We start from the raw sequence: 24268 nt of genomic DNA, 5'->3' as shown, positions 1-24268 counted from the left end.
GCATGCTTGAATGGGTTCAAAGAGTGACCGGTGGCGCGCGTGACTGGTGCAGATACGGGCGCAATTGCACCCAGGTGATGCTGTCAGCCACCGTCTCCAATGCAAGAGAACCTGCAAAACCAGCTGCCGGAACCGTGCCGACCGGGGGCAGCGCAGCGGCTTTGGCAATCTGGCAGGCCGCGCAATGCTCAGCCCAGGGTGCGTGATGCCCACCCGACGGCTCACAAAAATCTGCGAGTGAGGTGCCAGGCAGTACAAAGTTGGCAGGATCTTGATCAGGCGTGACCGGTGCCGCGTGCGCAAACCCGACCAGCATCGTCGCGAGGCAATAAAGCGTCGCGACAGCAAGGCGCACTGATGTCACTGCTGCTCGGATCATAGAAACGAAATGACGGAAACCGTGAGAGAGCGCAAGTGCACTATCCCAATCAGCGCCATGTCTTTCAGGAGGTTCGGTGGTGGCGGGGGGGAGACTTGAACTCCCGACCTCGCGATTATGAGTCGCGCGCTCTAACCAGCTGAGCTACCCAGCCAAACCGTGGCGCTGGATAGCCGAGGGGTCGGGGGGCGTCAAGGGCGATTGCGGCGCAAAATGCACGCCATGACAATCAACCTTCTTTCGCGCCAAGTATCCGCTCGGCCAGCGCCCGACCGCTGGCGATCGCATCCCCCGCATTGGGCCCGATGCACCAGTCCCCGGCAGCGCCGAGCCCGCCTGTTGCGGACCAAAAATAGGGCGCACCCATGGGCTGAATGGTCCGTGCGTAAAGCCAGCGATGAATTGCGACATGTGTCGGGTCCGCCAATTCGATTTCGGACCTCAATGCGTTGACCAGTGCATCTTGAGCAGCGTTCCGGTCAAGATCCACGTTGGCGGCTGACCAGTCGAGATCAGCGTGAACAACCCAGCGTTCATCCCCCGACGCGTCGCGTCGTTCGAGGTCATTTTGCCGTGTCGCACTATGGCCCGCCGTCAGCATACGCCGAGTTGGCCCGTCCGCCATTGCAGGCGCGCAGTACATCAGCGACCATTGCGGGGACATTGGAGGGGCGTCGAAGTGTTCAGCTACATCGGGCGGCAACAGCTGAGCGACTTGGGGTGCGGGCAGACACAGCGCAACAGTAGAGGCCTCATGTGTCCCATCCTCCGTCTCTACCCGCCAGTGGCCAGACGTCTCGAAAAGTCCAGTCACCCGGCAATCGAGACGAACATCGAGGCCCTCTGCCATCGCCTTTGGCAGCGCATTGATCGACGGAACCGGCAGATGCCCGTCACGGCTGACACTCAGATGCTGTGAATATCTCTCGATCAAATCCTGGGGCAGATCGTGCAACAGCGGTGCGCCGTGATCAAATAGGCCTACGGGCGATCTGCGGGTCGAGCAGCGCCCGCCCGGTCCGCGCCCTTTGTCGAGCACGCGAACAGACCGCCCTGCGTCTTGAAGTGCTATGGCAAGGCTCAACCCAGCGAGCCCGGCGCCAATAACGATCGTTGTCATTCGACGTTCTCTCTCAGTAACCGGAACGGCTCAAACGGTGGAGCTGCTGCGGTTGAAATCAAGATGCCGGTTGCTGAACCCACGGTGGATCAACACGATCAAAGAATGCGGAAATACCCGCTTGCGCGTCCGGGCTTTCCCACGTGTCGGCCAATGCGTTGGCCGTCATTTCGATTACGTGCTCGTCAATGGCCGGCCCCAATCGCCGCGCCAGTGCCTTAGCGGATGCGACAGCCGCGGGAGAGACCTTGAGGTAATCTTCAGCCTCCGCACGTACGGTTGCTTCTAAGTCCTGATCAGGAACCACGCGCGCAACCAGATCGAGGGCGCGCGCCTCGTCAGCACCAAATCGGCGTGCCGACATGAAGACACGGCGTGCCTTTCCCTCCCCCATTCGGGCGAGAACGTAAGGGGAGATCGTTGCCGGGATCAGCCCAAGTCGGGTTTCTGTCAGACCGAACATCGCGCTCTCTGCGGCAATCGCAACATCACACACTGACGCCATACCAACGCCACCCCCGAAAGCCGCACCGTTGATCTGGCCAATCAAGGGTTTGCGCAGGGTATTGAGCGTATGCAGCATCCCCGCAAGCGCCCGGGCGGACGCCATACGCCCTGCCCGGTCCGCCGCAAATTGCGACTTCATCCACCCCAGATCACCACCGGCGCAAAAACTGCGCCCTGCTCCCGTCAAGATGACGACGCGAATAGCGTCATCATCGTTGAGCGCATTCGCCGCTTCAGTCAGTTCGCCGATCATCTGTTCGGACAGCGCATTATGCTTTTCCGGCCGATTGAGCCGAAGCGTCGCTATACCGTCAGAGGCAACCGAGAGATCGAGGGTGGTGAAGGTCATCATTCAGCAATGCAGGCCTGCGTCACATCCACACCGGGATCGCGCAAATCACCAAGGCGCGGAACCGATGCAAGACCCTTGGCGCTCGCCCGCCAGACTTCCTCAGAAATCAGCGCAGTAACGGGTGAGCCAAGTGACCAGGAATCGATCGGACTGTCCAACATATCCGCAGCGACTTGCGCACAACTCGCCACAGCTGGGCACGTCGCATCGCACCAGGCGTACACGAGATCATGCGGTGCAATCTGTCGCGTCACCTCGATGTTTGTGACAAGGGGTGCTGCGATGTGATCGTAATGCGGCAATGCCTCCACAACAGCCCGTGCATCGGAATATTGCTCACGCCGTGCCATCAGGCGCAGCCCCTCACGTGCCAGACGTCCCTCTCCCATTCGCTCAAGTTCCAAGATGGTTGAGACGGACGTGTCGACAGCATCCAGATCGCGCATCAGAGCTGCGAGAGGTGTGTCGAGATCAAGCAACCAGCCACGTCCAGAGATTCCCTCAGGCTGACGGTACGTCGCGATGCGTTCTGCGCGGTCAAGGTTCAGCGACCAATTGGTCTGCACCTCGCCCATGTGTTCGATCGTGCCAAGCAAAAGCTGTGCTGCTTGGTCACCTGACTGGGCAAGTTCCGAGAGCGTCGGTATCGCGGCTGCATCGTCATCAGAGAGCCACAAGGCAAGCGCATCTTCGAACGCAACACTCCGTTCGATTTCTTGTGCAGAAAGTGTCGTGGCCGTCATGGCTGCAGTGAGTACAATCCATTTCATCGTCAATTCCCTTCCCTCAGTTCGATTGCGAAGCGGCCAGCCTCCTCCAGTTTGGCCAAGTCGATACCTGTAGTGTAGCCGAGCGCATGCAATCGGGCCACAAGCGCCTCTGTCGCAACATTCCCGGCCGCACCAGGGGCATAGGGACAGCCGCCCAGACCACCGACAGCACTGTCAAAAACCCTCAGCCCGTGGTCGAGCGCCACTTCGACGTTCGCGAGAGCGTGTCCGTCCGTATCGTGGAAGTGGCCTGCAAGCTGATCCGGGCGCGCTACGGCGAGTACAGAATCCAACATATAAGTCAGCGAACGCGGCACAGCCTTGCCAATGGTGTCGCCAAGGCTCACCTCATAGCATCCCATCGCAAGCAGTGCCTCCGCCATGAAGGCAACATTGTGGGGCGGGGTCGGGCCATCATAGGGGCAGTCCGTGACACACGAAACGTAGCCGCGCACAGGCATGTTCGCGTCCATTGCAGCAGATGCAACCTCTCGTGCCCGCATCACACTTTCCGCCATTGTCGCGTTGATGTTCGCTTTAGAAAACCCTTCCGAGGCCGACAGAAAGATCGCAACTTCGCTGGCTTTAGCCGCAATGGCGCCCTCCAATCCGCGCAGATTGGGGGTCAAGACCGCATAGCGCACCCCCTCTTTACGCGAAATACCGGCCATAACCTCTGCCGCATCACCCATCTGAGGGACCCATTTGGGGCTGACAAAACTGGTGACCTCGATCCGAGAAAGGCCAGTTTCGCTGAGCATATCCGTCAACGAAATCTTGTCCCGCGCTGGTATGAGGTTTGCTTCGTTCTGAAGCCCGTCGCGGGGGCCAACCTCGAAAACGGTGACATGATCCTGCATCGACTGGCCCTTTCCCAACTGAGACGCCTATGCGTCCGCCAAAGGCTCCAAAGCCAGCATAACATCTCCGTCCGCCACTTGCTGACCCTGCTTCACAGCAAGCTCCGCAACGATACCGTCACGAGGAGCTGTCAATGTGTGCTCCATCTTCATGGCTTCCATGACGATCAGCGCCTCACCTTGCGTGACATGAGCCCCCGCCTGTGCGTTTACGAGCTTGACGAGGCCCGGCATCGGCGCAACCAGTCGATCACCGCCTCCGGTGGCTTCGACTGCGGCGGTCAGTGGATCAAGCCGTTCGAAGACATGGCCGACTGCGCCCTCAAACAGCGTAACAACAGGACCAGACTGCGCATAGAGCAACCTTCGCCCATTTACGTGAACAGCACAGCCCTCCAGCGCCACATCTTTCAAGACGACCTGCTCGTCCGAGGTACGGCACTCGTAACACCCCGGTGAAGCGACAGTCACATCGATCGAGCCACAATCAAGTTCAACCCGCTGGGCAAGTTTCGTCCAAAGAGTGAAGCCCTGAAGCGGTTGCGACGGGAGCAGCTCAAGAGCCAGAACCGCGGCGAGCGCCTGCAGTTCGATTGACGGTGTGCCTACTCTGGTCAGCTCGTCCTGATCACGCTCGATCAGGCCGGTGTCCATGTCCCCAGCAGCAAAGCCAGCATGGCGCGTCAGCGCGACGAGAAACGGCAGGTTCGTGACAGACCCCGCGACAATCGTGTCCTCAAGCGCTGTCCGCAATTGGCCCAGCGCAATATCGCGCGAAGCACCATGCACGATCAGCTTCGCAATCATCGGGTCATAATGGGGGGTAATTGCATCGCCAGCGCGCACCCCGCTATCGGCACGGGTGCCGTTCGGGAACCGAAGTGCGGTCAGCGTCCCTGTTGCCGGCAGGAAGCCCTTGGTCGCGTCCTCGGCATAAAGACGCGCTTCGAAAGCATGCCCCGTCAACGTAATCTCGCTTTGAGTCGCGGGCAAAGGTTCCCCGCTTGCTACACGAAGCTGCCATTCAACAAGGTCGATGCCGGTAATCGCTTCAGTGACAGGATGTTCGACTTGAAGGCGCGTGTTCATTTCCATGAACCAGAACTTTTCAGGATCGAGGCCGTTTGAGCCGTCCACAATAAATTCAATAGTGCCAGCACCGGAATAGCCGATGGCATCCGCCGCGCGGACTGCTGCGGCCCCCATCACTTCGCGCATCTCAGAGGTCATGCCCGGCGCTGGTGCTTCTTCAATCACCTTTTGGTGGCGACGTTGTAAGGAGCAGTCGCGCTCTCCAAGGTGGATCGCGTTGGTGCCGTCACCGAAAACCTGAATCTCGATATGGCGCGGCGTAGTGATCCACTTTTCAATGAGCACCGCTGCGTCGCCGAAACTCGCCTGACCCTCACGCTGCGCCCCTTCAAGCGCGGCGCGGAACTGGGCGGGGTCATCGACCTTGCGCATCCCTTTGCCGCCGCCGCCCGCGCGAGCCTTGATGAGGACAGGATAGCCGATCTTGTCAGCCTCGGCGGCGAGGAAGGCCGGATCCTGCTCCGCCCCGTGATAACCGGGGACGACGGGCACGCCCGCCTCCTCCATCAGCGCCTTGGCGGCGTCCTTAAGGCCCATGGCGCGGATTGCACGGGCGGACGGGCCGATGAAAGTGAGGCCTGCGGCTTCCACCGCCCCGACGAAATCCGGGTTCTCGGAAAGGAAGCCATAGCCGGGATGGATGGCCTGCGCGCCCGTGGCGAGCGCGGCGGCGATGATGCGGTCGCCTTTGAGATAGCTTTCAGCCACAGGCGCAGGGCCGATGTGGACGGCTTCGTCAGCCATCGCCACATGCTTGGCCGTGGCGTCTGCGTCGGAATAGACGGCGACCGTACGCACGCCGAGTTGGCGAGCGGTCTGCATGACCCGACAGGCAATCTCGCCCCGATTGGCGATGAGGATCTTAGAGAACATTGCTACCACCACGCTCCGCTCTTTTCGTCATAGATGTGCTCGCCCACATAGGCGGGAAGCGGCCAAGCCTCGCGATCGACATGATCACCTCCGGCGCCATCGGTGCTCCGCCGCGCGTGGGCAAAGAGCTCTGCATGAAGCCGCACTTCAGCCACGGAGAGGAGGTGATCCACCTTGCCCTGCGTTTCTTCTATCTCGTTCTCCAACTTCAACTCACGCCTTGCAATCCGGCGGTTTGAGATCGGCGAAAGTGCAAGGTAGAGGATCCAATACGCCAGCAGCGCGACCGGAGCGAGCCAGTTTGAGTCCAGCTTCCAGCGCCTTGCCTTGCGCAACTCGGCTCGCATTTTGTCGAACTCGGTAACAAAGACCTCGCGGAATTGTCGCGCAAAACGATGCCTGTCAAAGTCGTCTCGCCCCGCCCAAATCATAAGGCGTGGACGGGTTAAGAAACCACGACCCGCCCGATCCGTAAAAACCTCGAAATCAAACAGAAAGAGGTAGTCTTCGGGATCGAGACTGTTGTGAATCATGTACACGGGAATATTCACGCGCCGCATCACGCTCCCGAATGGCAAATATTCTCCTAAAGCAGAGAGGGCACTTCGCATCACATCCGGAACACGCCGAAGCGTGTCTCCTCGATGGGCGCGTTGAGGCATGCGCGCAGGCTCAGTGCCAGCACGTCGCGGGTCTTTTCCGGCGGGATCACGCCGTCATCCCAGAGGCGGGCGCTTGCGTAGAGCGGGTGGCTCTGTTCCTCGAACATCTCGATTGTCGGGCGCTTGAACTTGGCTTCTTCTTCCGCCGACCATGTGCCGCCTTTGCGCTCGATCCCGTCGCGCCGAACGGTCGCCAAAACACCTGCAGCCTGTTCACCACCCATGACCGAGATACGGCTGTTGGGCCATGTCCAAAGAAAGCGCGGCGAATATGCCCGGCCTGCCATGCCGTAGTTGCCAGCGCCGAAGGAGCCACCGACGAGCACTGTTATCTTGGGAACCTTCGTCGTCGCCACGGCCGTCACCAACTTCGCACCGTGGCGCGCGATCCCCTCATTTTCATACTTCCGGCCCACCATGAAGCCGGTGATGTTTTGCAGGAAGATCAGTGGAATCTTCCGCTGCGAGCACAGCTCCACGAAGTGGGCACCCTTCTGCGCCGCCTCGGAAAACAGCACGCCATTGTTGGCGATAATGCCGACCGGGCAGCCCTCGATGTGCGCAAAGCCGGTGACGAGCGTGTTGCCGAAACGCGGTTTGAATTCGTCGAAATCGGAACCATCAACGATGCGCGCGATAACCTCGCGAATGTCATAAGGAGTGCGCAGATCGGCGGGCACGACGCCCGTGATCGTGTCGGGTGAGAGGGCGGGCGGGCGCGGCTCCTTCCACTCGACCGTCACCGGCGGCACTGTGTTCAGATGGCTGACCGCCTGCCGCGCAAGCGCGAGCGCCTGGGCGTCGTCCTCGGCCAGATAGTCAGCCACACCGCTCAATCGCGTATGAACGTCGCCGCCGCCGAGATCCTCTGCGCTCACGACCTCACCCGTCGCGGCCTTCACCAGCGGGGGACCGGCGAGAAAGATGGTGCCCTGCTCCTTCACGATGATCGTGACATCGCTCATCGCAGGTACGTAGGCGCCGCCCGCGGTACAGCTTCCCATCACAACCGCGATCTGAGGAATGCCCTCTGCACTCATATTCGCCTGATTGAAGAAGATGCGGCCGAAATGGTCGCGGTCGGGAAACACCTCGTCTTGATTGGGCAGGTTCGCCCCGCCACTGTCCACGAGGTAGATGCAGGGCAGTCGGTTCTCCTGCGCGATCTCCTGCGCGCGGAGGTGCTTTTTCACCGTCATCGGGTAGTAGGTACCACCCTTCACCGTGGCGTCATTGCACAGGATCATGCACTGGCGGCCCTCGACCTGTCCGACACCTGCAATCACGCCGGCACACGGCGCTGCGCCATCATACATGCCATGGGCAGCCGTTGCGCCGACCTCCAGAAACGGAGTGCCCGGATCCAGCAGATTTGCGACCCGGTCGCGCGGCAGCATCTTTCCCCGGGACAGGTGCCGCTCGCGCGCACGCTCGCCCCCACCAGCGGCGGCAGCACGCGCCGCTTCGGCGATCTGCGCAGCCGCTTCTGCATGAGCGGTCCGGTTCGTTTCGAACGCGTCGCTGCCGGGGATGGCACTTGTCGAAAGCACGGTCATAGAGACCACTCCTGCCTGTCGTTAGGATGTAAATTCATGCTCAACGTGCCTGTATTTGATCGCGGAAAAATCCCGCACGCTCAATGTTGTAGCCCGTCAGGCACAGCGGATCTTCAGAGCAACGCCGATCACGTTCCGCCACCCAGACATCCTGCCCATGTGCGATTTGCGCTATAGTCGAATTGGCCGCCATCCCCTCCGAGACTGTCTCGCGTTCGGACACCGCAAGAAAATCTGCGTAGGCAACGCGCATTGCGGTCTCTGCAACATCTGCGTTGAACCGTGTGCAATCTTCGCCGCCACTCGCGACGCAGCGCGCATCGCCTTCGACAGCACACGCGATACCCGGACCGGAACAGGTTAACAGATGCGTCTGCGCGCGCTCTGCGTCCCAGCCTGTCGCGGAGGCCGCAATTGGTATCAACATGAAAAGCGCAATCAGCTTCATGCGGCCGTCTCCGGCGCTGGCAGCATCTGGCGGGTCGCTAACCAGCGCTGACGATAGGCGTAGCGGGCCGCACGGGCCACATCCGTCTGAAAGCTGGCATTGACTGCGGCACCAAGAGCCGCAGACAAAATCGGGACAACCTGTGCCGCCTTGCGCTGAGCCAGGTTCATGCCGAGCGCACGCGTCGCCCGCTCCACCACCTTGTCGAGCGCCCAGTCAATACCTTCAAGAGTTGCCTCACCACCCGCTTGGCCCAAAGCCTGGGCAAGACGGTTGACGCGCGCGACAGAGGCCGCCCGCTCCTCCATCCCGCCTGTTGCTGCCAGTTCAAGAATTGCCAGTCGGAAGATGCGCTCTTCTTCCGATTGACCTGTGAATCCATAGGCCAACCCTGTGGCGCGTACATTTCGAGCGGCAATGGCGATGGACCCTGGAATATCAACCGAAAGACCGACAACCCCAAACAGCCCAGCACCCGCACCGGTTGCCGCATTCATCCCCATGGCCCAACCCTGCGCACGCAACGCCGCCGCATCGCAGGCCGCAATATCGTTCACATCATGCCCACTGATATCTTCCGGGACGGTATAGCCTGCCGCCCGGTCAGCTCCATCGAGGGCGGTTCGCACGACGGACGCTGGTATCAAGCGACGGGCAACCTCCCCGATCGGAGCTGTTGCAGCCTCTACACCACGTCCCATCCGGGTCGCGCGCTGTTGCTCGAAACTCCGCTGTTCGGCCAGTACGCGCTCAACCGCCACGCTGAGCGGATGCCCTGGGGTGTCCTTGGGCCCGTTCATTCCCACGTCTCCACGATTTGGGTGCGCAAATAGAGAGCCTGCTCTGCCGTTGCGCGCATAAAGCACTCCGCCGTTGCCGGTCCCATACCGGTGCCGCCGCCCCATTGCGCGGCCTCGAATGTGCAACGCTGGTCACGATAGTCGATCCAGCGGCGCTGCATGTCCCGCAAAGAGGGTTCAAGCGGCGGTGCATTGATACCGGCATCTGCATTCGCTTTTTCAAATTCCGCCGTTTCGCCAAGCAGGCGCTGATATTCGGCGTTCAAAACGGAGTCCCAGAAACCCGCCTCCTCCGAGAAGCAGACGCCCAATCCGATTGTCGAACTTCCGTGGGGATTGTCGTCGATGCACTGATCGGCAGATGCTCCGATACAATAGAGTGGCGTTGTCGCATTCGCCTCCGCCTGGTTGAGGCATTGGACTGTCGCGTCGTCTGAATAGGCAAAATCCTGCCCTGCTGCTGGAACAGCTGCGGCAAGTCCCATCAATCCGCAAACCCAAATCAAGTCCTTCATACCGGATCCTCCACCCGCCTGATCGAGCCAGAATTGCTCACCCAAAAGCTAATGGCACGGGAACCGTCTACCAAGGCTTCTGGAAATATCAGGCAGGCTGAGTTCATCAGGCCGTCGCTTTCATCAGCTCGCGACCACAGAGCATCCGGCGAATTTCAGACGTGCCAGCGCCAATTTCCATCAGCTTGGCATCGCGCATAATGCGCGCGAGCGGGCTGTCCGCCATAAAACCAGCCCCACCCATGGCCTGAACGCCCTGAATGGCCTGCAGCATCGCCTGCTCTGAACAATAAAGCACGCAGGCCGCCGCATCCTGACGTGTGACCTGCCCGCGATCGCACGCAGCCGCCACAGCGTAAAGGTAAGCCCGTGCGGTGTTCATTGCGGTGTAGAGGTCCGCAATCTTGGCCTGCATCAGCTGGAAATCACCGATCTTTTGCCCGAACTGCTTACGCTCATGCATATAGGGCATGATATGGTCCAGAATACCGTGCATCAGCCCAACACCGATGCCGGAGAGCACAACACGCTCATAATCCAAACCGGACATAAGAACGTTCACGCCGCGCCCCTCTTCCCCCAGGATGTTTTCGAAAGGCACTTCGACATCTTCGAAGATCAGCTCCGCCGTATTGGAGCCGCGCATGCCGAGCTTGTCGAAATGCGGCCCAACGGCAAAGCCCGCCATTTCTCGCTCAATCAAGAAGGCAGTGATGCCCTTCGGCCCCGCGGCAGGATCTGTCTTGGCGTATACGACGAGCGTTGATGCATCCGGCGAGTTGGTGATCCAGTACTTGTTTCCATTCAGCACGAAGCGATCATTGCGCTTCTCGGCACGCAAGCTCATCGACACAACGTCCGAGCCGGCGCCGGCTTCGGACATGGCAAGCGAGCCGACATGCTCCCCCGAAATGAGTTTCGGCAGATATTTCGCCTTCTGGTCAGCATTCCCATTCAGGGCGATCTGGTTCACGCAAAGATTCGAGTGCGCACCATAGCTGAGAGAAACAGATGCGCTGGCGCGGGCCATCTCCTCAACCGCGATGGAGTGGGCGAGATATCCCATTCCAGCCCCCCCGTCCTCTTCGGGAACCGTGATGCCTAGAAGACCAAGCTCCCCCATTTCGGTCCAAAGCTCATTGGGAAACTCGTTCTTGCGGTCAATTTCAGCCGCCATTGGCGCAACGCGATCCTGGGCCCACCGATGAACCATATCACGCAGGGCCTCGATCTCCTCATCGAGTGCGAAGTTCATAGATGCATGGAACATCTCTCATCTCCCTGATCGCCGCCTTACTGCAGCCTTAGACAAATATGAACACACGTTCATTTAATTTGCAATGCCTGTGTTGGCCTCTTTTCAGATGGCGCAGATCTTGCGACAGGCGAATTGATCGTGCGCCCTTACCAAGCATTAGAAGAGGACCTATAAGCGGGTTGAACGATACGGGGTTAGAAGATGCGCACGGCAAAGATCACGCGAAAGACCGCTGAGACCGATATTAGCGTCGAGATCAATCTCGACGGGACCGGAAGCTATGACAATCAAACCGGCGTTGGTTTTTTCGATCATATGCTCGATCAACTGGCACGCCATGCGCTGATTGATATGAAAGTGCGCTGCGAAGGCGATCTGCACATTGATGATCACCACACCGTTGAAGACGTCGGCATTGCACTTGGCCAAGCGCTGACAGCCGCAATGGGGGACAAGCGGGGCATAGTTCGGTACGGCTCGTGCCTATTGCCGATGGACGATACTTTGGTGCGCGCCGCCCTCGACCTGAGCGCTCGACCCTACCTCGTGTGGAAGGTCGATTTTTCCGCGCCGCAGATAAAGACATTCGATACCGAACTGGTTCGCGAATTCTTCCAGGCGTTTTCGACTCATGGCGGCATCACGCTGCACGTTGAGCGGATCGACGGGATAAACGCGCACCATGTTGCCGAGGCAGCATTCAAGGCGGTCGCTCGGGCCTTGCGGGACGCTCTGGAAACAGATCCGCGCAAGGCGGATGCGATCCCCTCGACCAAAGGCATGCTATGACCTGTGTGATTGTCGACTACGGCTCCGGCAACCTCCACTCAGCGCAAAAGAGCTTCGAGCGGATGAGCCGTGAAATCAACGGTCCGCGAATCGTTGTCTCAGGGGATGCGGACGTTGTGGCGGGGGCCGAACGCATCGTGCTTCCTGGCGTCGGAGCCTTTGCGGATTGTCAGGCGGGCCTGATGGCGGTGGACGGCATGGTCGACGCGCTGCGTGAGCGTGTTCAGGCCGGAACTCCATTCATGGGCATCTGTGTAGGCATGCAACTGCTCGCAACCCGCGGACTCGAATTTGGGGAGACATCGGGGCTCGATTGGATCGCCGGAGACGTGACCGCCCTTCGCCCATCGGACGAGACATTGAAAGTGCCGCACATGGGCTGGAATGAGCTGCGGCTCAACCGATCCCACGTCCTCTTTGAAGGCGTCGAGCAGGGCGCGCATGCTTATTTCGTTCATTCATTTCACATGGCGCCCGCTGATGAAGCTGACGTGATTGCCACAGTCGACTATGGCGAACCCGTGACGGCCTGCGTTGGACGGGACAACATCGTCGGAACCCAGTTCCATCCTGAAAAAAGCCAAAAGACCGGCCTGACTGTCATTGGCAATTTTCTGCGCTGGGCTCCCTGAAAGTAAAGAGCGCGCCGCGATTTCAGATCGCGACGCGCATCGATATGCATGCAGATACGAACGTGCGTCAGTTCACGCGGGTCCACGTTTGTGCGCGGCAAATGAACAAAACGCAGCCGGAGACTTCAAGATCGGCGCCCGAAAGCTCCATTTTTGAGTTGTAGGTTTTGTCCTGGTCCGGAGCCCAGATTGTGCCGCCGGACCATGCGCCAGCGCCATCCGGCTCCATACCCCAGATGATCGGTTCGCCGACGATGTCCTGCGCGCCGGGCGTCCCATCTGCGTTGAAGACACCACGGATCACACCGCAGCGCTCTTCAGGTGCGCCCTGACAGGCGCCAATTTGAACGGTGATGTAAGCGCCAGTCTCTTCGGACGGTGCCGATTGCCACAAACCGGTTGCGTCCTGAGCGATGGCGGAGAGCGGCGCAAAGGCCAGCGACAGTGCCAGTGCCGTAATGCGTTTCATGAATTTTCCTCCCAGAATTTGCTTTAGGTTCGATCACGCACTGGCTTTAGGTCAAGCGTTACGCAGGGTGAGTTATCCGTTTTGCATTTCAACGCGCGCGGCGGTAAGCCCGGCGCAAATGCATTCCATTGCCAGTTAGGACCGCACCATGATCCTCTACCCTGCCATCGACCTTAAGGACGGAGCGTGCGTACGGCTCTTCAAGGGCGAAATGTCTCAAGCCACGGTGTTCAGCGACAATCCGGCGGCGCAAGCAGCCTCTTTCGTTGAGCAGGGCGCGGAATGGTTGCATCTGGTGGATCTCAATGGCGCCTTTGCCGGTGCTCCCGTAAATGCTGAGGCCGTCGAAGGTATCCTTGCCGCAACCAATGTGCCCGCACAGCTCGGCGGGGGGATTCGTGACATCGCGACCATTGAAAGCTGGCTGAGCCGGGGGCTGCGCCGGGTCATCCTTGGCACGGTCGCGGTACGTGACCCGGACCTTGTCAGGGAAGCCGCCCGTCTTTTCCCCGGCCAGGTTGCCGTAGGTATCGATGCGCGCGAGGGAATGGTCGCCGTCGAAGGATGGGCTGAGACGACCGACATTACGGTTTTGGATCTTGCCCGGCAGTTTGAAGATGCCGGCGTTGCGGCAATCATCTACACCGACATCGAACGTGACGGCGCCATGCAGGGTCCAAACGTGGCTGCAACAGCAGCCCTTGCCCGCGCGGTATCAATTCCTGTGATTGCATCCGGGGGCGTCTCATCCCTTCAGGATCTCGCCGCGCTTAAGGAAACAGGCGCGCCACTGAATGGTGCGATTTCTGGAAGGGCCATTTACGATGGGAAATTGGACATTGCTGAAGCGATGGAGTTGTTGAGGGGCTGATCTTTTTCAGAAGAGGCAAGCTGTGAGTATCTATGAAAACGCAGCCGCGCCGATCAGCATTGCCCCTGCGAGGACCCCAAAGACCAGTTGGATCACTTCCTCACCCATTTGAATTCCCTCCTTCCGACCGCTAAGACGACGACTGTCGTCGTTGTCAGCAGGACACCATCGAAATGTTAAAAACCCGTATCATTCCGTGTCTCGACGTGAAGGACGGACGCGTCGTCAAGGGCGTGAACTTCAAAGGCCTCGTTGATGCTGGCGACCCGGTTGAGGCTGCCATCGCATATGACGCCGCGGGTGCTGATGAACTGTGTTTTCTCGACATTGCTGCCACGCTTGAGAATCGTGGCACCATGTTTGACGTCGTACGTCGCACGGCCGAAGCCTGCTTCATGCCGCTGACAGTTGGTGGGGGAGTCCGTTCTGCCCTCGATGTACGGGCACTTCTATTGGCCGGGGCAGACAAGGTCAGTTTCAACTCTGCTGCCGTTGCCAACCCGGACTGCATCAACGAAGCCGCCAACAAGTTCGGCGCGCAATGCATTGTTGTCGCGGTTGATGCCAAAACCGTGGCACCGGGGGAGTGGCAGATCTTCACGCATGGCGGCACGCGTCCCACAGGGATCGACGCGGTCGAGTTTGCACGGGATATGGTCTCTCGCGGTGCCGGTGAGATCCTGCTCACGTCCATGGATAAGGATGGGACCAAGTCGGGATATAACCTACCGCTCACCCGTGCCATCTCAAACGCTGTCGATGTGCCAGTGATCGCCTCGGGCGGTGTCGGAACACTCGATCACCTCGTGGAAGGTGTGACCGAGGGCGGCGCAAACGCGGTTCTCGCCGCGTCGATCTTCCATTTTGGAACATACACAATCGGAGAGGCGAAGGCCCACATGGCCGCCGCTGGCATTCCTATGAGGCTGACATGACTATCCTGGACGATTTATTCGCCACGATTGAAGCCCGGCGTGATGCCGACCCAGACAGCTCTCACACCGCTCGAATGCTGTCGAAAGGCCCGGCCAAATGCGCAGAGAAATTTGGCGAGGAAGCCGTAGAGGCCATCGTTGCCTGCGCGACGAATGATCGTGACAACCTGGTCTATGAGGCCGGCGACGTCGTCTATCACCTGATGGTCATGCTCGCAGCCCGCGACATAAGTTGGGACGAGGTCGAAGCGGAGCTTGCCCGCAGGACGGGCAAGTCAGGGATTGCGGAAAAGGCGGCGCGGCCAAAGGTATAACCCCCTGCCCGCGAAGCCTAACACAGACTATCAATCGTCGCTGAATACCGCCGTCTTCTCTGGCGAAACCATCGCAAAAATGATGGCAGCATACCCAATCAAGACGATCGGCGTCAGGACAAGCACGCCAGCAACGAGAGCTGCAAAACCAAACACAAAGCAGGAAACGGCCCAAAGCAAAACCATGACCGCAAGGAACCAATAGGGCGCGTCCTTATGGCCAGCTTTCATGTCGCGCAACATCCAGCCAAAAAACGGAATGGAATGCGCGAGGTTGGTTTCGGTATTTGCCATCTAAGATCTCCCTGTCAGGCCCCAGCCCGAGTGTTTGTTCAAGCCCGCTTACGCAGCTTGCGTGATGTTGCGGAATACGTCTTCAAGGTTTGGCTCTTCTGTTGCCATGTCGCGGATCGTCACACCCTTCGCGCGCAGGTGATCAAGCAGATCCATCGCGGTGTATACGGATTTTGGATAGCGAAGGATCAGCGCGCCATCCTCGCGCGTTTCTCCATCGACTTGCGGTGGTAACTCGGGCAGCGTCGACGCAGTGTCAGGCGTTACAACGAGCGTTTTTGTGTCGAGGCGGCCCAGAAGGTTCGGGGTCTCATCACACGCGACCAGTGTGCCATCTGCAATGATCCCGATGCGGTCACACATCTCTTGCGCTTCTTCGAGGTAATGCGTGGTCAGAATGATCGTCGTTCCGGCTGCGTTCAACTCGCGAACGTAGTCCCAGAGCATTTGCCTAAGTTCGATATCGACACCTGCCGTGGGTTCATCAAGCACAAGCACCTGCGGCGCGTGTACCAGTGCCTTTGCAACAAGCAGGCGCCTGCGCATGCCACCTGAAAGGGTGCGAGCATAGGCCTCTGCTTTGTCTAGCAGGCCAACCTTTTCGAGAATCATCTCCGTCCTGCGATGCTCTGGCGGAACGCCGTAGAGACCTGCCTGGACTTCGAGAGCTGCGCGCGGTGAGAAAAACGGATCAACGTTGAGTTCCTGCGGCACGACGCCGATGGACGCTCGGGACATACGGGGGTTCTTGTCCTGATCGAACCCCCAAATCTTGACCGTCCCGGCCGTCTTGTTGACCAGCCCCGCCATGATGTTGATTGTCGTTGATTTGCCCGCACCGTTCGGCCCAAGAAGACCAAAGATCGATCCTTTCGGGATGCCCAGATGCAGGTCCTTGACCGCCACCTTTTCAACACCTGTTCCCTGTGCGCGGTAAACCTTGCGCAATCCAACAAGCTCGATCGCATTCTCTGCCATGACATGATGCCTCCGAAGAACGCGCTGCCTTGCCGACGCGCGCGGTATGCCTATTATGCGCGCCAACCGGTGCGCCAAAATGCTACGTAAGCCGGACGCGCGCCCGCTCAAGCATCAAGAGGCTCATATGACCCGCTCCGCCCCAGAAACCGAGTATGTCACCAAGACCCGCATTGCCTGCGACGGAGCAGAAGGCGCACTGGGACATCCACGTGTTTGGTACACGATTGCCGAAGATGAGGGCTTCGTTGAGTGTGGCTATTGCGACAAGAAGTTCGTGCTGGAGGGCGGCCCGGCGGATAATCGCTAAGCTTTGGTGAGCACCTTGGGCATCAAAGCACGTTCCAGAACCTCGGGATAGCGCCGAACCAGCAGCTCAAACTCTGGATAGCGAAGGTAGGAGCGCGACAAAATTGCCGCTTTAGGAATGGTAGCACCATGCCCGGCCACTTGCTCAGAAAACACCTCCAAGACGGGATCAGGAGACTCCTTTAAGACTTTCCCGAAATATAGGCTCTCCGCAGCATACCCCTCGACACACAAAACCTCGTGGCTATCCAGAAGCAGGTGAACGTATTCAATTGGCTCGACGACATCGACGCGCGTTGCGTGTCCAGACCTCAACAACCAGTGCGCTGGTACGAACACTTCAGGGATGCCGAACAGCAGCTCAAGATATGGATCTGCTAGTTCAATACGATGCTGCTGCGAAACGACCAACTGGCCGGACTGACATTGGGGGCCGGAGCAGCAGTGAATGCGAACAGGGCGGAGGTCTGGCTTCAACAGTGCATCGAGAGCAGTGACTTGAAAGCCGCCCACCCAACGCACCGTCTTAAACCCACCGTCAGGGATCGTTTGGACAAGATCGCCGGGTCGAATTGATCCGATCTTGCGGTATCCAGTATTGGTCATCACACGCATATCTGATCGAAAGCAGATTTCGACCTGAGCGTTGTTCTCGGCGTTTGTCGCGTAGGCGCCATTGTTGATTGCAGCAGCCTGGGCTTGTGTGAACTCTGCATTCGGAAAGAACACCAAGCGAAGGTTTAATCCACCTGGATCAATGGTGATAATCGTGAATTGCTCTCCAGCGATGCCGTTATTTGTCGCTTTTGTTGTAACGTTCACCGTACCTGAAAACTCAACCTCGAAGGTATAGAGATTCGAACTGTCGCCGTTAATATAGACCTGAGTGTTTGGATCGATGGTTCCGTCATCAATGATATCGCCAGCACCATCAGTTGTCCCAAAATCGTCCAGAAACACATCCCCTCCACCCAGAGCGCTAGTATTTGGGAGGAACGTAATTTCAGTTGTCTGGCCCTTTGGCGGGTCAATATTGAGTGATGAGTTATTTGCGCTGGAGCCATCAGGCTTCGCGAAAAACGTAAATTCTGCCATTCGTCCACACCCTCCCCGGTGCTTGCAGGAACACAGCAAGCCCAATGTACACGCTTACATTGTATTTCGGCATGAAATGCACGTCAAAGCAATAGCGATGCAAACCCTCGCCCGGATATCAAGATGAGCATCGACAACAGCATAAAAGCAAGCAGACACAAAAAACGCGACCGCCCCGCAATCCTCCTGACACAATGCTGTCAGGAGGCCCCTGCTATCCCCTTCTCATCGCAACGATGATACGAAGGAAAACACTATGACCTCTCAAGCACAAAATGCAGTCGTCTGGGCAGAGATCCCCGTCACCGATCTGGACGCGGGCGTCGCGTTTTATTCTAAAGTTTTCAACGTGGAGATGAGTATCGTAGACGGCGGCCCCAACATGATCGCAAATTTCGGAGATCCGATGCAGCCGGGTGTGTCCGGACACCTCTATCCCGGAACGCCGAGCGAGCACGGACCCACGATCCATCTGGCTGTTCCTGACACACTGGAGGATAGCATGGCGCGGTGTCAGGAGGCGGGCGGCAAGGTCGTTTCAGAGCCAATCCCGCTGCCAGTCGGCCGATTTGCCTATGCGCAAGACCCGGACGGCAATTCGATTGGCCTGTTCGAAGCGAAAGTTGCGTGATGCGCCGGGCCGACCGTCTCTTTCAGATCGTTCAGATCCTCAGGAGCGGTCGGCTCACCCTTGCGCGGGACTTGGCAGAGAGGCTTGAGGTTTCCGAACGCACGATCTACCGCGACATCGCACATCTGATCGGGTCCGGCGTTCCTGTAGAAGGCGAGGCCGGGGTCGGCTACATGATGCGCGAGGGCTACGATCTGCCGCCGCTCATGTTCTCACGCGCAGAGCTGAACGCGCTCGTCGCGGGCATCCGCATGGCGCGCGCATTCGGCAGCACCTCCCTCGGCTTGGCTGCAGAAGATGCGCTTGCCAAGATCGAGACGGTCTTGCCCGAGGCACGACAGGGCGAAGCCGGGCAAATAAATATCCACGCGATCGGCGCGGGAGAGGAGACAGGCCGGGCCCGCGGAATGCTCGACGAGATACAGATCGCAGCGGACTCCCGACTGCGCCTGACTCTCCACTATCGGGACAAGGATGATAAGCCGACCGAGCGCCAGATCAGACCTCTGGGCCTATGGTTCTGGGGACGTGCCTGGACACTCGTCAGTTGGTGTGAATTGCGCCGAGACTTTCGCATGTTTCGCGTCGACCGCATTGATGCGCTGAGCACCGGAGACCCGTTTCCCGATGAGCCGGACAAGAACCTGCGCGCCTTCTACCTGCACGATCGAGAGAATAGGTAAGCGGCCCTCGCCAATCTGGGCGCGCTGGCCTAAGTTCGCTCTACAATTCCGGAGGGCATACATATGAGCATCGGCAAGGGGCATCACCTTCATCTGATCGACGGATCAGGCTTCATTTTCCGGGCCTTCCATGCCCTGCCCCCGCTCACTCGCAAGTCTGACGGTTTGCCGGTCGGTGCGGTCTCTGGCTTTTGCAATATGTTGCTGAAGATGGTTGAGGGGAATACCGGCGACGATGCCCCCACACATCTTGCCGTGATCTTTGACCATTCCTCCAAAACCTTCCGAAATGACATTTATCCGCAATACAAAGCCCAGCGCCCCCCTCTCCCTGAGGATCTGCGCCCTCAGATCCCGCTGACGCGAGAAGCCACGCGGGCTTTTGGACTGTGCTGCATTGAGCAGGAAGGTTGGGAAGCGGATGATCTTATTGCAACCTTCGCGGTTCAGGCCCGCGATGCGGGCGCACGGGTCACGATCATCTCTTCTGATAAGGATCTGATGCAGCTGGTCGGCGGCGGCGTTGAAATGATGGACGGTATGAAAAATGTCCGCATCGGCCCGGAGGAAGTTGAGGCGAAGTTCGGCGTAGGCCCCGAAAAGGTCGTCGATGTTCAGGCGCTTGCAGGCGACAGTGTCGACAATGTGCCCGGCGCGCCCGGTATCGGAATCAAAACAGCGGCCTTGCTCATCAACGAATACGGTGACGTCGAAACGTTGCTGGAGCGCGCAGAAGAGATCAAGCAACCCAAACGACGGCAGTCTTTGATTGAAAACGCAGAGCAGATCCGCATCTCGAAACAACTCGTCACACTTGAACAGAATGTCCCGGTAGAAGTCGGCATCGATGCGATGGAAGTGCAGCCGCTAGAGGCTGAGAAGGTCCTTCCGTTTTTGGCAGAGATGGAATTTCGCACCATTACCAACCGTGTCGCGGAAAAGCTGGGGGCAGACGCACCAACAATTGACGACACTCCCAAAGGCAGTACGGCAGGCAAGGAGCCGGATTTGCCTACGATGGACCATTCCGCCTATGAGATCGTGCGGGATGAGGCCGCGCTGCAGGTCTGGATCGATCGCGCCTATGAGCGTGGGTACGTTTCCGTGGATACGGAAACGACTGGACTTGACGAGATGCGCGCTGGTCTGGTCGGCGTCTGTCTTGCTATCGATCCGGGACGTGCGTGCTATGTGCCGCTGGCCCATGTGAACGGGACGGGTGATCTGCTTGGTGGTGCCGAGCGTGCTGAGGGCCAAATGGACTTTGACCGCGCGCTCGAAATGCTAAGGCCGATGCTGGAAGACGCGTCGATCCTGAAAATTCTTCAGAATGCGAAATATGATCTGAAGATCTTTGCCAATGAAGGGATCACACTCACGCCCATCGATGACACGATGCTGATATCCTACGCGCTGAATGCGGGGCTTCATACGCACGGAATGGATGCGCTCAGCGAACGCTATCTCGATCATAAACCCATCCCAATCAAAGATCTGATCGGGTCCGGTAAGAAGCAGATCACTTTCGACCAGGTGAAAATCGATGAGGCCGCACCCTATGCGGCCGAGGACGCAGACATCACTGCGCGGCTTTGGACAACGCTGAAACCACGTCTGGCCGCCGAGCATGTAACCACTGTGTATGAGACGATGGAGCGCCCCCTGGTCCCCGTTCTCGCGCAGATGGAACGGTACGGGATCAAGGTAAACCGGGACCATCTGAGCCGAATGTCCAACAGCTTTGCGCAGAAGATGGCCGGCCTCGAAGACGAGATTCAGAAGCTTGCAGGCCGCAAATTCAATGTCGGCTCGCCCAAGCAGCTGGGCGAAATTCTCTTTGACGAGATGGGGCTGGAGGGTGGAAAGAAGGGCAAAACCGGCGCCTATTCCACGGGCGCGGATGTTCTTGAGACCCTCGCAGCCCAGGGACATGACCTTCCTGCGCGTGTGCTTGATTGGCGGCAATTGTCCAAGCTCAAATCAACCTACACCGACGCGCTGCAAGAGCATATTCATCCAGAGACGGGACGTGTGCACACGTCCTACTCGATTGCGGGTGCAAATACGGGCCGCCTCGCCTCCACCGATCCAAACTTGCAGAACATTCCTGTGCGTACCGAGGAAGGTCGCCGCATCCGCGAGGCGTTCATCCCCGAGGAGGGCAACACACTCGTCTCCCTCGACTACAGTCAGATCGAACTGCGCATCCTTGCCCATATTGCCGACATTCCCGCACTAAAGCAGGCGTTCCGCGACGGGCTCGACATTCACGCGATGACCGCGAGCGAGATGTTCGACGTTCCGCTCGATGAGATGACACCGGATGTGCGGCGACAGGCGAAGGCAATCAATTTCGGTGTGATCTACGGGATCTCCGCCTTTGGCCTCGCCAACAACCTGCGGATCCCGCGCGAGGACGCCAAGGCCTTCATCGACCGCTACTTCGAGCGGTTCCCGGGCATTCGGCAATACATGGACGAGACGGTCGCTTTCGCCAAGGAGCACAAATACGTCGAGACGCTGTTTGGCCGCCGCATACATACGCCGGAAATCGGTGCGAAAGGTCCACGCGCAGGCTTTGCCAATCGCGCCGCAATCAACGCGCCGATCCAAGGCACGGCAGCCGATATTATTCGCCGTGCCATGATCCGCGTTCCGCCAGCTATTGAGGCTGCAAAGCTCCCAGGGCGGATGTTGTTGCAGGTCCATGACGAGCTGTTGTTTGAAGTGCCGAAAGACGCCGCGAATGACCTGATCGAAACCGTGCGGGACGTCATGGAGAATGCAGCCTCTCCGGCGGTGCACCTCGATGTACCGCTCACGGTGGATGGCGGAACCGGCAGCAACTGGGCAGAGGCGCACTAGGTGCCGTCGCGCCCCCAGCTTCTTCCGTTCCTGCGGTCTCATTGGCAGGCAGCCGTTGTCATCGTCATCGCATCGGTATCCGCGATCTTCTTTGCGGGTCAGATGATCGCGGATCTTGTCTATTTCAGGGACGATGCGAACCGTGATCGGGATTTGCGAGGCTGGATGACACCCCGTTACGTTGTCATGTCCTACGATTTGCCCCGCCCTGTCGTCGCAGACTTGCTGGGGCTCGCAGATCTGAGCGAACGCAACCTTCAGATGCGCGAAATTGCCGATCGGATGGGGATCACCCTTGAAGAGCTGACCGAGATCGTGCGCGAAGGCGCAGCCGAGCACAGGGCGCAAAGAGGTGACTGATACAATAATCAGCCTCGTGCCCGACTATGGTCTGGCATTGATCTTCATCATTGTCATGCTGGCCTGTCTGGCCATTCCGCTTCCGTCCTCGGTTCTGGTGCTCGCGTCTGGTGCGTTTGCCGCGTCGGGTGATTTGGTGCTGTGGCAGGTTCTAGTGGTTGCCTTTTGCGCCTTTGTGATTGGCGATCAGACTGCGTTCCACCTCGCCAGTCACATCAGCAGGCGTCTGCAAATGGCCGCGTCACGTAGCGAACGCCTGACGGACGCATTGGCCTCTGGCCAAGCTCTACTCGACCGTCGGGGCCGCATTGCAGTTTTATTGAGTCACACTGTGCTTAGCCCAACGTGTCCTTATGTGAGCTATCTGTGCGGTGTCGGGAACATGGATTGGCGCGATTTCAGCGTCATGGCGACACTTGGCGCAGCGATATGGGCCGTCGCCTATGTCATGCTGGGATTTGTCTTCGCCAATCAGCTGACACAAGTCGCAACCATCCTAAGCAACTTTTTCGGCCTCGCGATCATGCTGGCGCTGCTGGCCTACAGCGTGGTCTGGCTGCGCCGCCGCTGGTTGAAGCATCATCGGCTTCAAGGCCATGACACAGAACAGGCGGGAGCGGCGCACAACTAGAAAAGATGCGCGTTATCGGTTCAACACGACCTGCGCACATTCGGCCAGCAGCGCGCCAAGCTGGCGGCAATCGTCAAGCGAAAAGGTCAACGGGACCCGCATGTCAAACAGTGTCGCAAGCACACGATCGGTGTTTGGCAGCGTATCCACCCGTCCACGATAGCGCCACGAGCTATGCGCGGATGTGAAACCCATCGGCTGCGCCGATCCAAACCACTTCACCTCCACGCCCACGGCGGCACATTCATCGATAAAGGCCCGACACCCGTCTTCCGAGAGCGAAGGAAGACGAAACTGTATGGAGGAACCGACCCGCCGCGCGCCATCAGGTTCTGCTGGCAAGGCAACACCATCGACCCCAAGCAGGCCCGCACGCACCAGTGAATGACGCTCGATCCAACGGTCGCAATTCTCGTCTAGCGTTGCGATTTGCGGCAGCAGGATGGCGGCGCGCAATTCATCCATCCGCGCGGAGCCATTCGGCATATCGAGCGCCGCATCAACATAAGACTCAGGCCCAGGCCCCGCCCCATGTCGCGACCAGAGCATATAGCTGCCCGACAAGACCGTAGCACGCGCGGCAATCACAGGATCAGAGGTCGTCAGGAAACCGCCCTCGCCGGAATTGATGTGCTTGTAAGTCTGAGTGGAGAAGCAGCCTATCTCACCGAATGTACCGGATCGTTTGCCATTCCAAGCGGCGCCCATCGTATGCGCGCAATCCTCGACAACATTCACACCATGTGCATCAGCGATTGCCATAAGCGTATTCATATCGGCGAGGTGTCCGCGCATATGGCTCAGCAATAATATCTTTGCATCACTGTGACGGATCTTTTGTTCAAGATCCGTCAGGTCGATGACGAGATCATCCGTGGTCTCAACCAAAACCGCCTCTCCCCCGACACATGCGATCGCTCCGGGTACGGGTGCAAGGGTCCACGCATTGGTTAGAACCTTGTCGCCCGGTTTCACGCCAAGGGCGCGCAGGGCAATCTGCATCGCCTGCCCTCCCGATGCGGTTGCGAGGCAAAAGGTCGCCGGCAGCCACTGGGCGTAAGCACGCTCTAGCTCTGCGGCGCGGGATGGATTGGCGCCGTATCTATGCAATGCACCTGATTGCATCACCGCAACCGCAGCCTCAATCGCGGCGGGCGGAAGCGGTTCCTGCTGCGTAAATGACTTTGTGAAGGGGGCCAGGCGCGCCATCGGAATTCCTC

General features: G+C 58.8%; 28 protein-coding genes and 1 tRNA gene. 11 read left to right on the top strand and 18 right to left on the bottom strand.

The features are described from left to right. Nucleotides 1-16: 16 nt before the first annotated feature. The 13 genes from POI8812_RS14680 to POI8812_RS14620 form a co-directional block, all read right to left on the bottom strand. The gene (locus POI8812_RS14680) at nt 17-355 is read right to left on the bottom strand and encodes a hypothetical protein (RefSeq protein WP_108783367.1); all 339 of its coding nucleotides are present in this window, start codon (nt 353-355) and stop codon (nt 17-19) included. Nucleotides 356-456: 101 nt separating this feature from the next. Beyond that, nucleotides 457-533 (bottom strand) — tRNA-Met (locus tag POI8812_RS14675). 75 nt (nt 534-608) lie between these two features. Next, nucleotides 609-1499 carry an NAD(P)/FAD-dependent oxidoreductase gene (locus POI8812_RS14670; RefSeq protein WP_108783366.1) on the bottom strand — a complete coding sequence of 297 codons (891 nt, stop codon included), beginning with the start codon at nt 1497-1499 and terminating at the stop codon, nt 609-611. Nucleotides 1500-1557: 58 nt separating this feature from the next. Beyond that, the gene (locus POI8812_RS14665; RefSeq protein ID WP_108783764.1) at nt 1558-2355 is read right to left on the bottom strand and encodes a crotonase/enoyl-CoA hydratase family protein; all 798 of its coding nucleotides are present in this window, start codon (nt 2353-2355) and stop codon (nt 1558-1560) included. Next, nucleotides 2355-3128 (bottom strand): hypothetical protein, encoded by a 774-nt coding sequence (locus POI8812_RS14660; RefSeq protein WP_108783365.1) that lies wholly within the window; start codon nt 3126-3128, stop codon nt 2355-2357. Before POI8812_RS14660 ends, POI8812_RS14665 begins: the two co-directional genes overlap by 1 nt. Before the next feature lie 2 nt (nt 3129-3130). Further along, a complete protein-coding gene (locus POI8812_RS14655) occupies nt 3131-3988 on the bottom strand; it encodes a hydroxymethylglutaryl-CoA lyase (RefSeq protein WP_108783364.1) in 858 nt (285 codons plus the stop codon). 27 nt (nt 3989-4015) lie between these two features. Continuing rightward, nucleotides 4016-5953: an acetyl/propionyl/methylcrotonyl-CoA carboxylase subunit alpha gene (locus POI8812_RS14650; RefSeq protein WP_108783363.1), complete on the bottom strand. Its 1938-nt coding sequence runs from the start codon at nt 5951-5953 to the stop codon at nt 4016-4018. Between the two features lie 2 nt (nt 5954-5955). Beyond that, entirely contained in the window at nt 5956-6516 is a 561-nt protein-coding gene (locus POI8812_RS14645; protein ID WP_147298296.1) for a hypothetical protein, read from the bottom strand. A 47-nt stretch (nt 6517-6563) separates the two neighbouring features. Continuing rightward, nucleotides 6564-8171: a carboxyl transferase domain-containing protein gene (locus POI8812_RS14640; protein ID WP_108783361.1), complete on the bottom strand. Its 1608-nt coding sequence runs from the start codon at nt 8169-8171 to the stop codon at nt 6564-6566. 40 nt (nt 8172-8211) lie between these two features. Continuing rightward, the gene (locus tag POI8812_RS14635; protein ID WP_108783360.1) at nt 8212-8619 is read right to left on the bottom strand and encodes a hypothetical protein; all 408 of its coding nucleotides are present in this window, start codon (nt 8617-8619) and stop codon (nt 8212-8214) included. Then, nucleotides 8616-9419, bottom strand: coding sequence for an EcsC family protein (locus tag POI8812_RS14630; protein WP_162844974.1), 804 nt, complete (start codon nt 9417-9419; stop codon nt 8616-8618). The genes POI8812_RS14635 and POI8812_RS14630 overlap by 4 nt, the downstream gene beginning before the upstream one ends. Beyond that, the gene (locus POI8812_RS14625; protein ID WP_108783358.1) at nt 9416-9934 is read right to left on the bottom strand and encodes a lysozyme inhibitor LprI family protein; all 519 of its coding nucleotides are present in this window, start codon (nt 9932-9934) and stop codon (nt 9416-9418) included. The genes POI8812_RS14630 and POI8812_RS14625 overlap by 4 nt, the downstream gene beginning before the upstream one ends. 106 nt (nt 9935-10040) lie before the next feature. Beyond that, the gene (locus POI8812_RS14620; RefSeq protein ID WP_108783357.1) at nt 10041-11204 is read right to left on the bottom strand and encodes an isovaleryl-CoA dehydrogenase; all 1164 of its coding nucleotides are present in this window, start codon (nt 11202-11204) and stop codon (nt 10041-10043) included. 189 nt (nt 11205-11393) lie between these two features. Here POI8812_RS14620 and hisB point away from each other — a divergent pair, with 189 nt between their 5' ends. Both hisB and hisH read left to right on the top strand, forming a co-directional pair. Beyond that, nucleotides 11394-11981: an imidazoleglycerol-phosphate dehydratase HisB gene (gene hisB / locus POI8812_RS14615; RefSeq protein ID WP_108783356.1), complete on the top strand. Its 588-nt coding sequence runs from the start codon at nt 11394-11396 to the stop codon at nt 11979-11981. Continuing rightward, nucleotides 11978-12613, top strand: a complete 636-nt coding sequence (gene hisH, locus POI8812_RS14610; protein ID WP_108783355.1) for an imidazole glycerol phosphate synthase subunit HisH — start codon at nt 11978-11980, stop codon at nt 12611-12613. Before hisB ends, hisH begins: the two co-directional genes overlap by 4 nt. Nucleotides 12614-12680: 67 nt before the next feature. Here the strand turns inward: hisH and POI8812_RS14605 are convergent, their stop codons facing one another. Then, on the bottom strand, nt 12681-13082 hold the full coding sequence (locus POI8812_RS14605) for a DUF2147 domain-containing protein (RefSeq protein ID WP_108783354.1): 402 nt from the start codon (nt 13080-13082) through the stop codon (nt 12681-12683). 148 nt (nt 13083-13230) lie between these two features. Here POI8812_RS14605 and hisA point away from each other — a divergent pair, with 148 nt between their 5' ends. From hisA to POI8812_RS14590, 3 genes are all read left to right on the top strand, one after another. Next, nucleotides 13231-13953 carry a 1-(5-phosphoribosyl)-5-[(5-phosphoribosylamino)methylideneamino]imidazole-4-carboxamide isomerase gene (gene hisA / locus POI8812_RS14600; RefSeq protein WP_108783353.1) on the top strand — a complete coding sequence of 241 codons (723 nt, stop codon included), beginning with the start codon at nt 13231-13233 and terminating at the stop codon, nt 13951-13953. Between the two features lie 173 nt (nt 13954-14126). Beyond that, nucleotides 14127-14888, top strand: a complete 762-nt coding sequence (gene hisF, locus POI8812_RS14595; RefSeq protein ID WP_108783352.1) for an imidazole glycerol phosphate synthase subunit HisF — start codon at nt 14127-14129, stop codon at nt 14886-14888. Continuing rightward, complete coding sequence (locus tag POI8812_RS14590; protein WP_108783351.1) at nt 14885-15202, top strand: phosphoribosyl-ATP diphosphatase; 318 nt, start codon at nt 14885-14887, stop codon at nt 15200-15202. The genes hisF and POI8812_RS14590 overlap by 4 nt, the downstream gene beginning before the upstream one ends. A 30-nt stretch (nt 15203-15232) precedes the next feature. Here POI8812_RS14590 and POI8812_RS14585 read toward each other — a convergent pair whose 3' ends face one another. Together POI8812_RS14585 and POI8812_RS14580 are read right to left on the bottom strand one after the other, a co-directional pair. Further along, nucleotides 15233-15496, bottom strand: coding sequence for a hypothetical protein (locus POI8812_RS14585; RefSeq protein ID WP_108783350.1), 264 nt, complete (start codon nt 15494-15496; stop codon nt 15233-15235). Between the two features lie 48 nt (nt 15497-15544). Next, nucleotides 15545-16474 (bottom strand): ABC transporter ATP-binding protein, encoded by a 930-nt coding sequence (locus POI8812_RS14580; RefSeq protein WP_108783349.1) that lies wholly within the window; start codon nt 16472-16474, stop codon nt 15545-15547. 127 nt (nt 16475-16601) lie between these two features. Here POI8812_RS14580 and POI8812_RS14575 point away from each other — a divergent pair, with 127 nt between their 5' ends. Continuing rightward, on the top strand, nt 16602-16784 hold the full coding sequence (locus POI8812_RS14575) for a zinc-finger domain-containing protein (protein WP_108783348.1): 183 nt from the start codon (nt 16602-16604) through the stop codon (nt 16782-16784). Here POI8812_RS14575 and POI8812_RS14570 read toward each other — a convergent pair. Next, entirely contained in the window at nt 16781-17878 is a 1098-nt protein-coding gene (locus POI8812_RS14570; protein ID WP_108783347.1) for a Hint domain-containing protein, read from the bottom strand. The genes POI8812_RS14575 and POI8812_RS14570 overlap by 4 nt on opposite strands. 256 nt (nt 17879-18134) lie before the next feature. Between POI8812_RS14570 and POI8812_RS14565 the strand changes: the two genes are divergently transcribed. From POI8812_RS14565 to POI8812_RS14545, 5 genes are all read left to right on the top strand, one after another. Continuing rightward, nucleotides 18135-18509 carry a VOC family protein gene (locus tag POI8812_RS14565; RefSeq protein ID WP_108783346.1) on the top strand — a complete coding sequence of 125 codons (375 nt, stop codon included), beginning with the start codon at nt 18135-18137 and terminating at the stop codon, nt 18507-18509. Continuing rightward, a complete protein-coding gene (locus POI8812_RS14560) occupies nt 18509-19192 on the top strand; it encodes a helix-turn-helix transcriptional regulator (RefSeq protein WP_108783345.1) in 684 nt (227 codons plus the stop codon). The genes POI8812_RS14565 and POI8812_RS14560 overlap by 1 nt, the downstream gene beginning before the upstream one ends. A gap of 63 nt (nt 19193-19255) precedes the next feature. Next, nucleotides 19256-22057, top strand: coding sequence for a DNA polymerase I (polA, locus tag POI8812_RS14555; RefSeq protein WP_108783344.1), 2802 nt, complete (start codon nt 19256-19258; stop codon nt 22055-22057). After that, nucleotides 22058-22417 carry a hypothetical protein gene (locus POI8812_RS14550; protein WP_108783343.1) on the top strand — a complete coding sequence of 120 codons (360 nt, stop codon included), beginning with the start codon at nt 22058-22060 and terminating at the stop codon, nt 22415-22417. Continuing rightward, complete coding sequence (locus tag POI8812_RS14545) at nt 22410-23048, top strand: DedA family protein (RefSeq protein WP_116203161.1); 639 nt, start codon at nt 22410-22412, stop codon at nt 23046-23048. Before POI8812_RS14550 ends, POI8812_RS14545 begins: the two co-directional genes overlap by 8 nt. A 12-nt stretch (nt 23049-23060) precedes the next feature. Here the strand turns inward: POI8812_RS14545 and POI8812_RS14540 are convergent, their stop codons facing one another. Further along, a complete protein-coding gene (locus POI8812_RS14540) occupies nt 23061-24257 on the bottom strand; it encodes a DegT/DnrJ/EryC1/StrS family aminotransferase (protein WP_108783341.1) in 1197 nt (398 codons plus the stop codon). Between the last annotated feature and the right edge of the window lie 11 nt (nt 24258-24268).

The organism is Pontivivens insulae, from assembly GCF_900302495.1.
GTDB lineage: Bacteria > Pseudomonadota > Alphaproteobacteria > Rhodobacterales > Rhodobacteraceae > Pontivivens > Pontivivens insulae.
The sequence above is the reverse complement of the archived record's forward strand: the minus strand, read 5'-3'. Positions and strand labels throughout refer to the sequence as shown.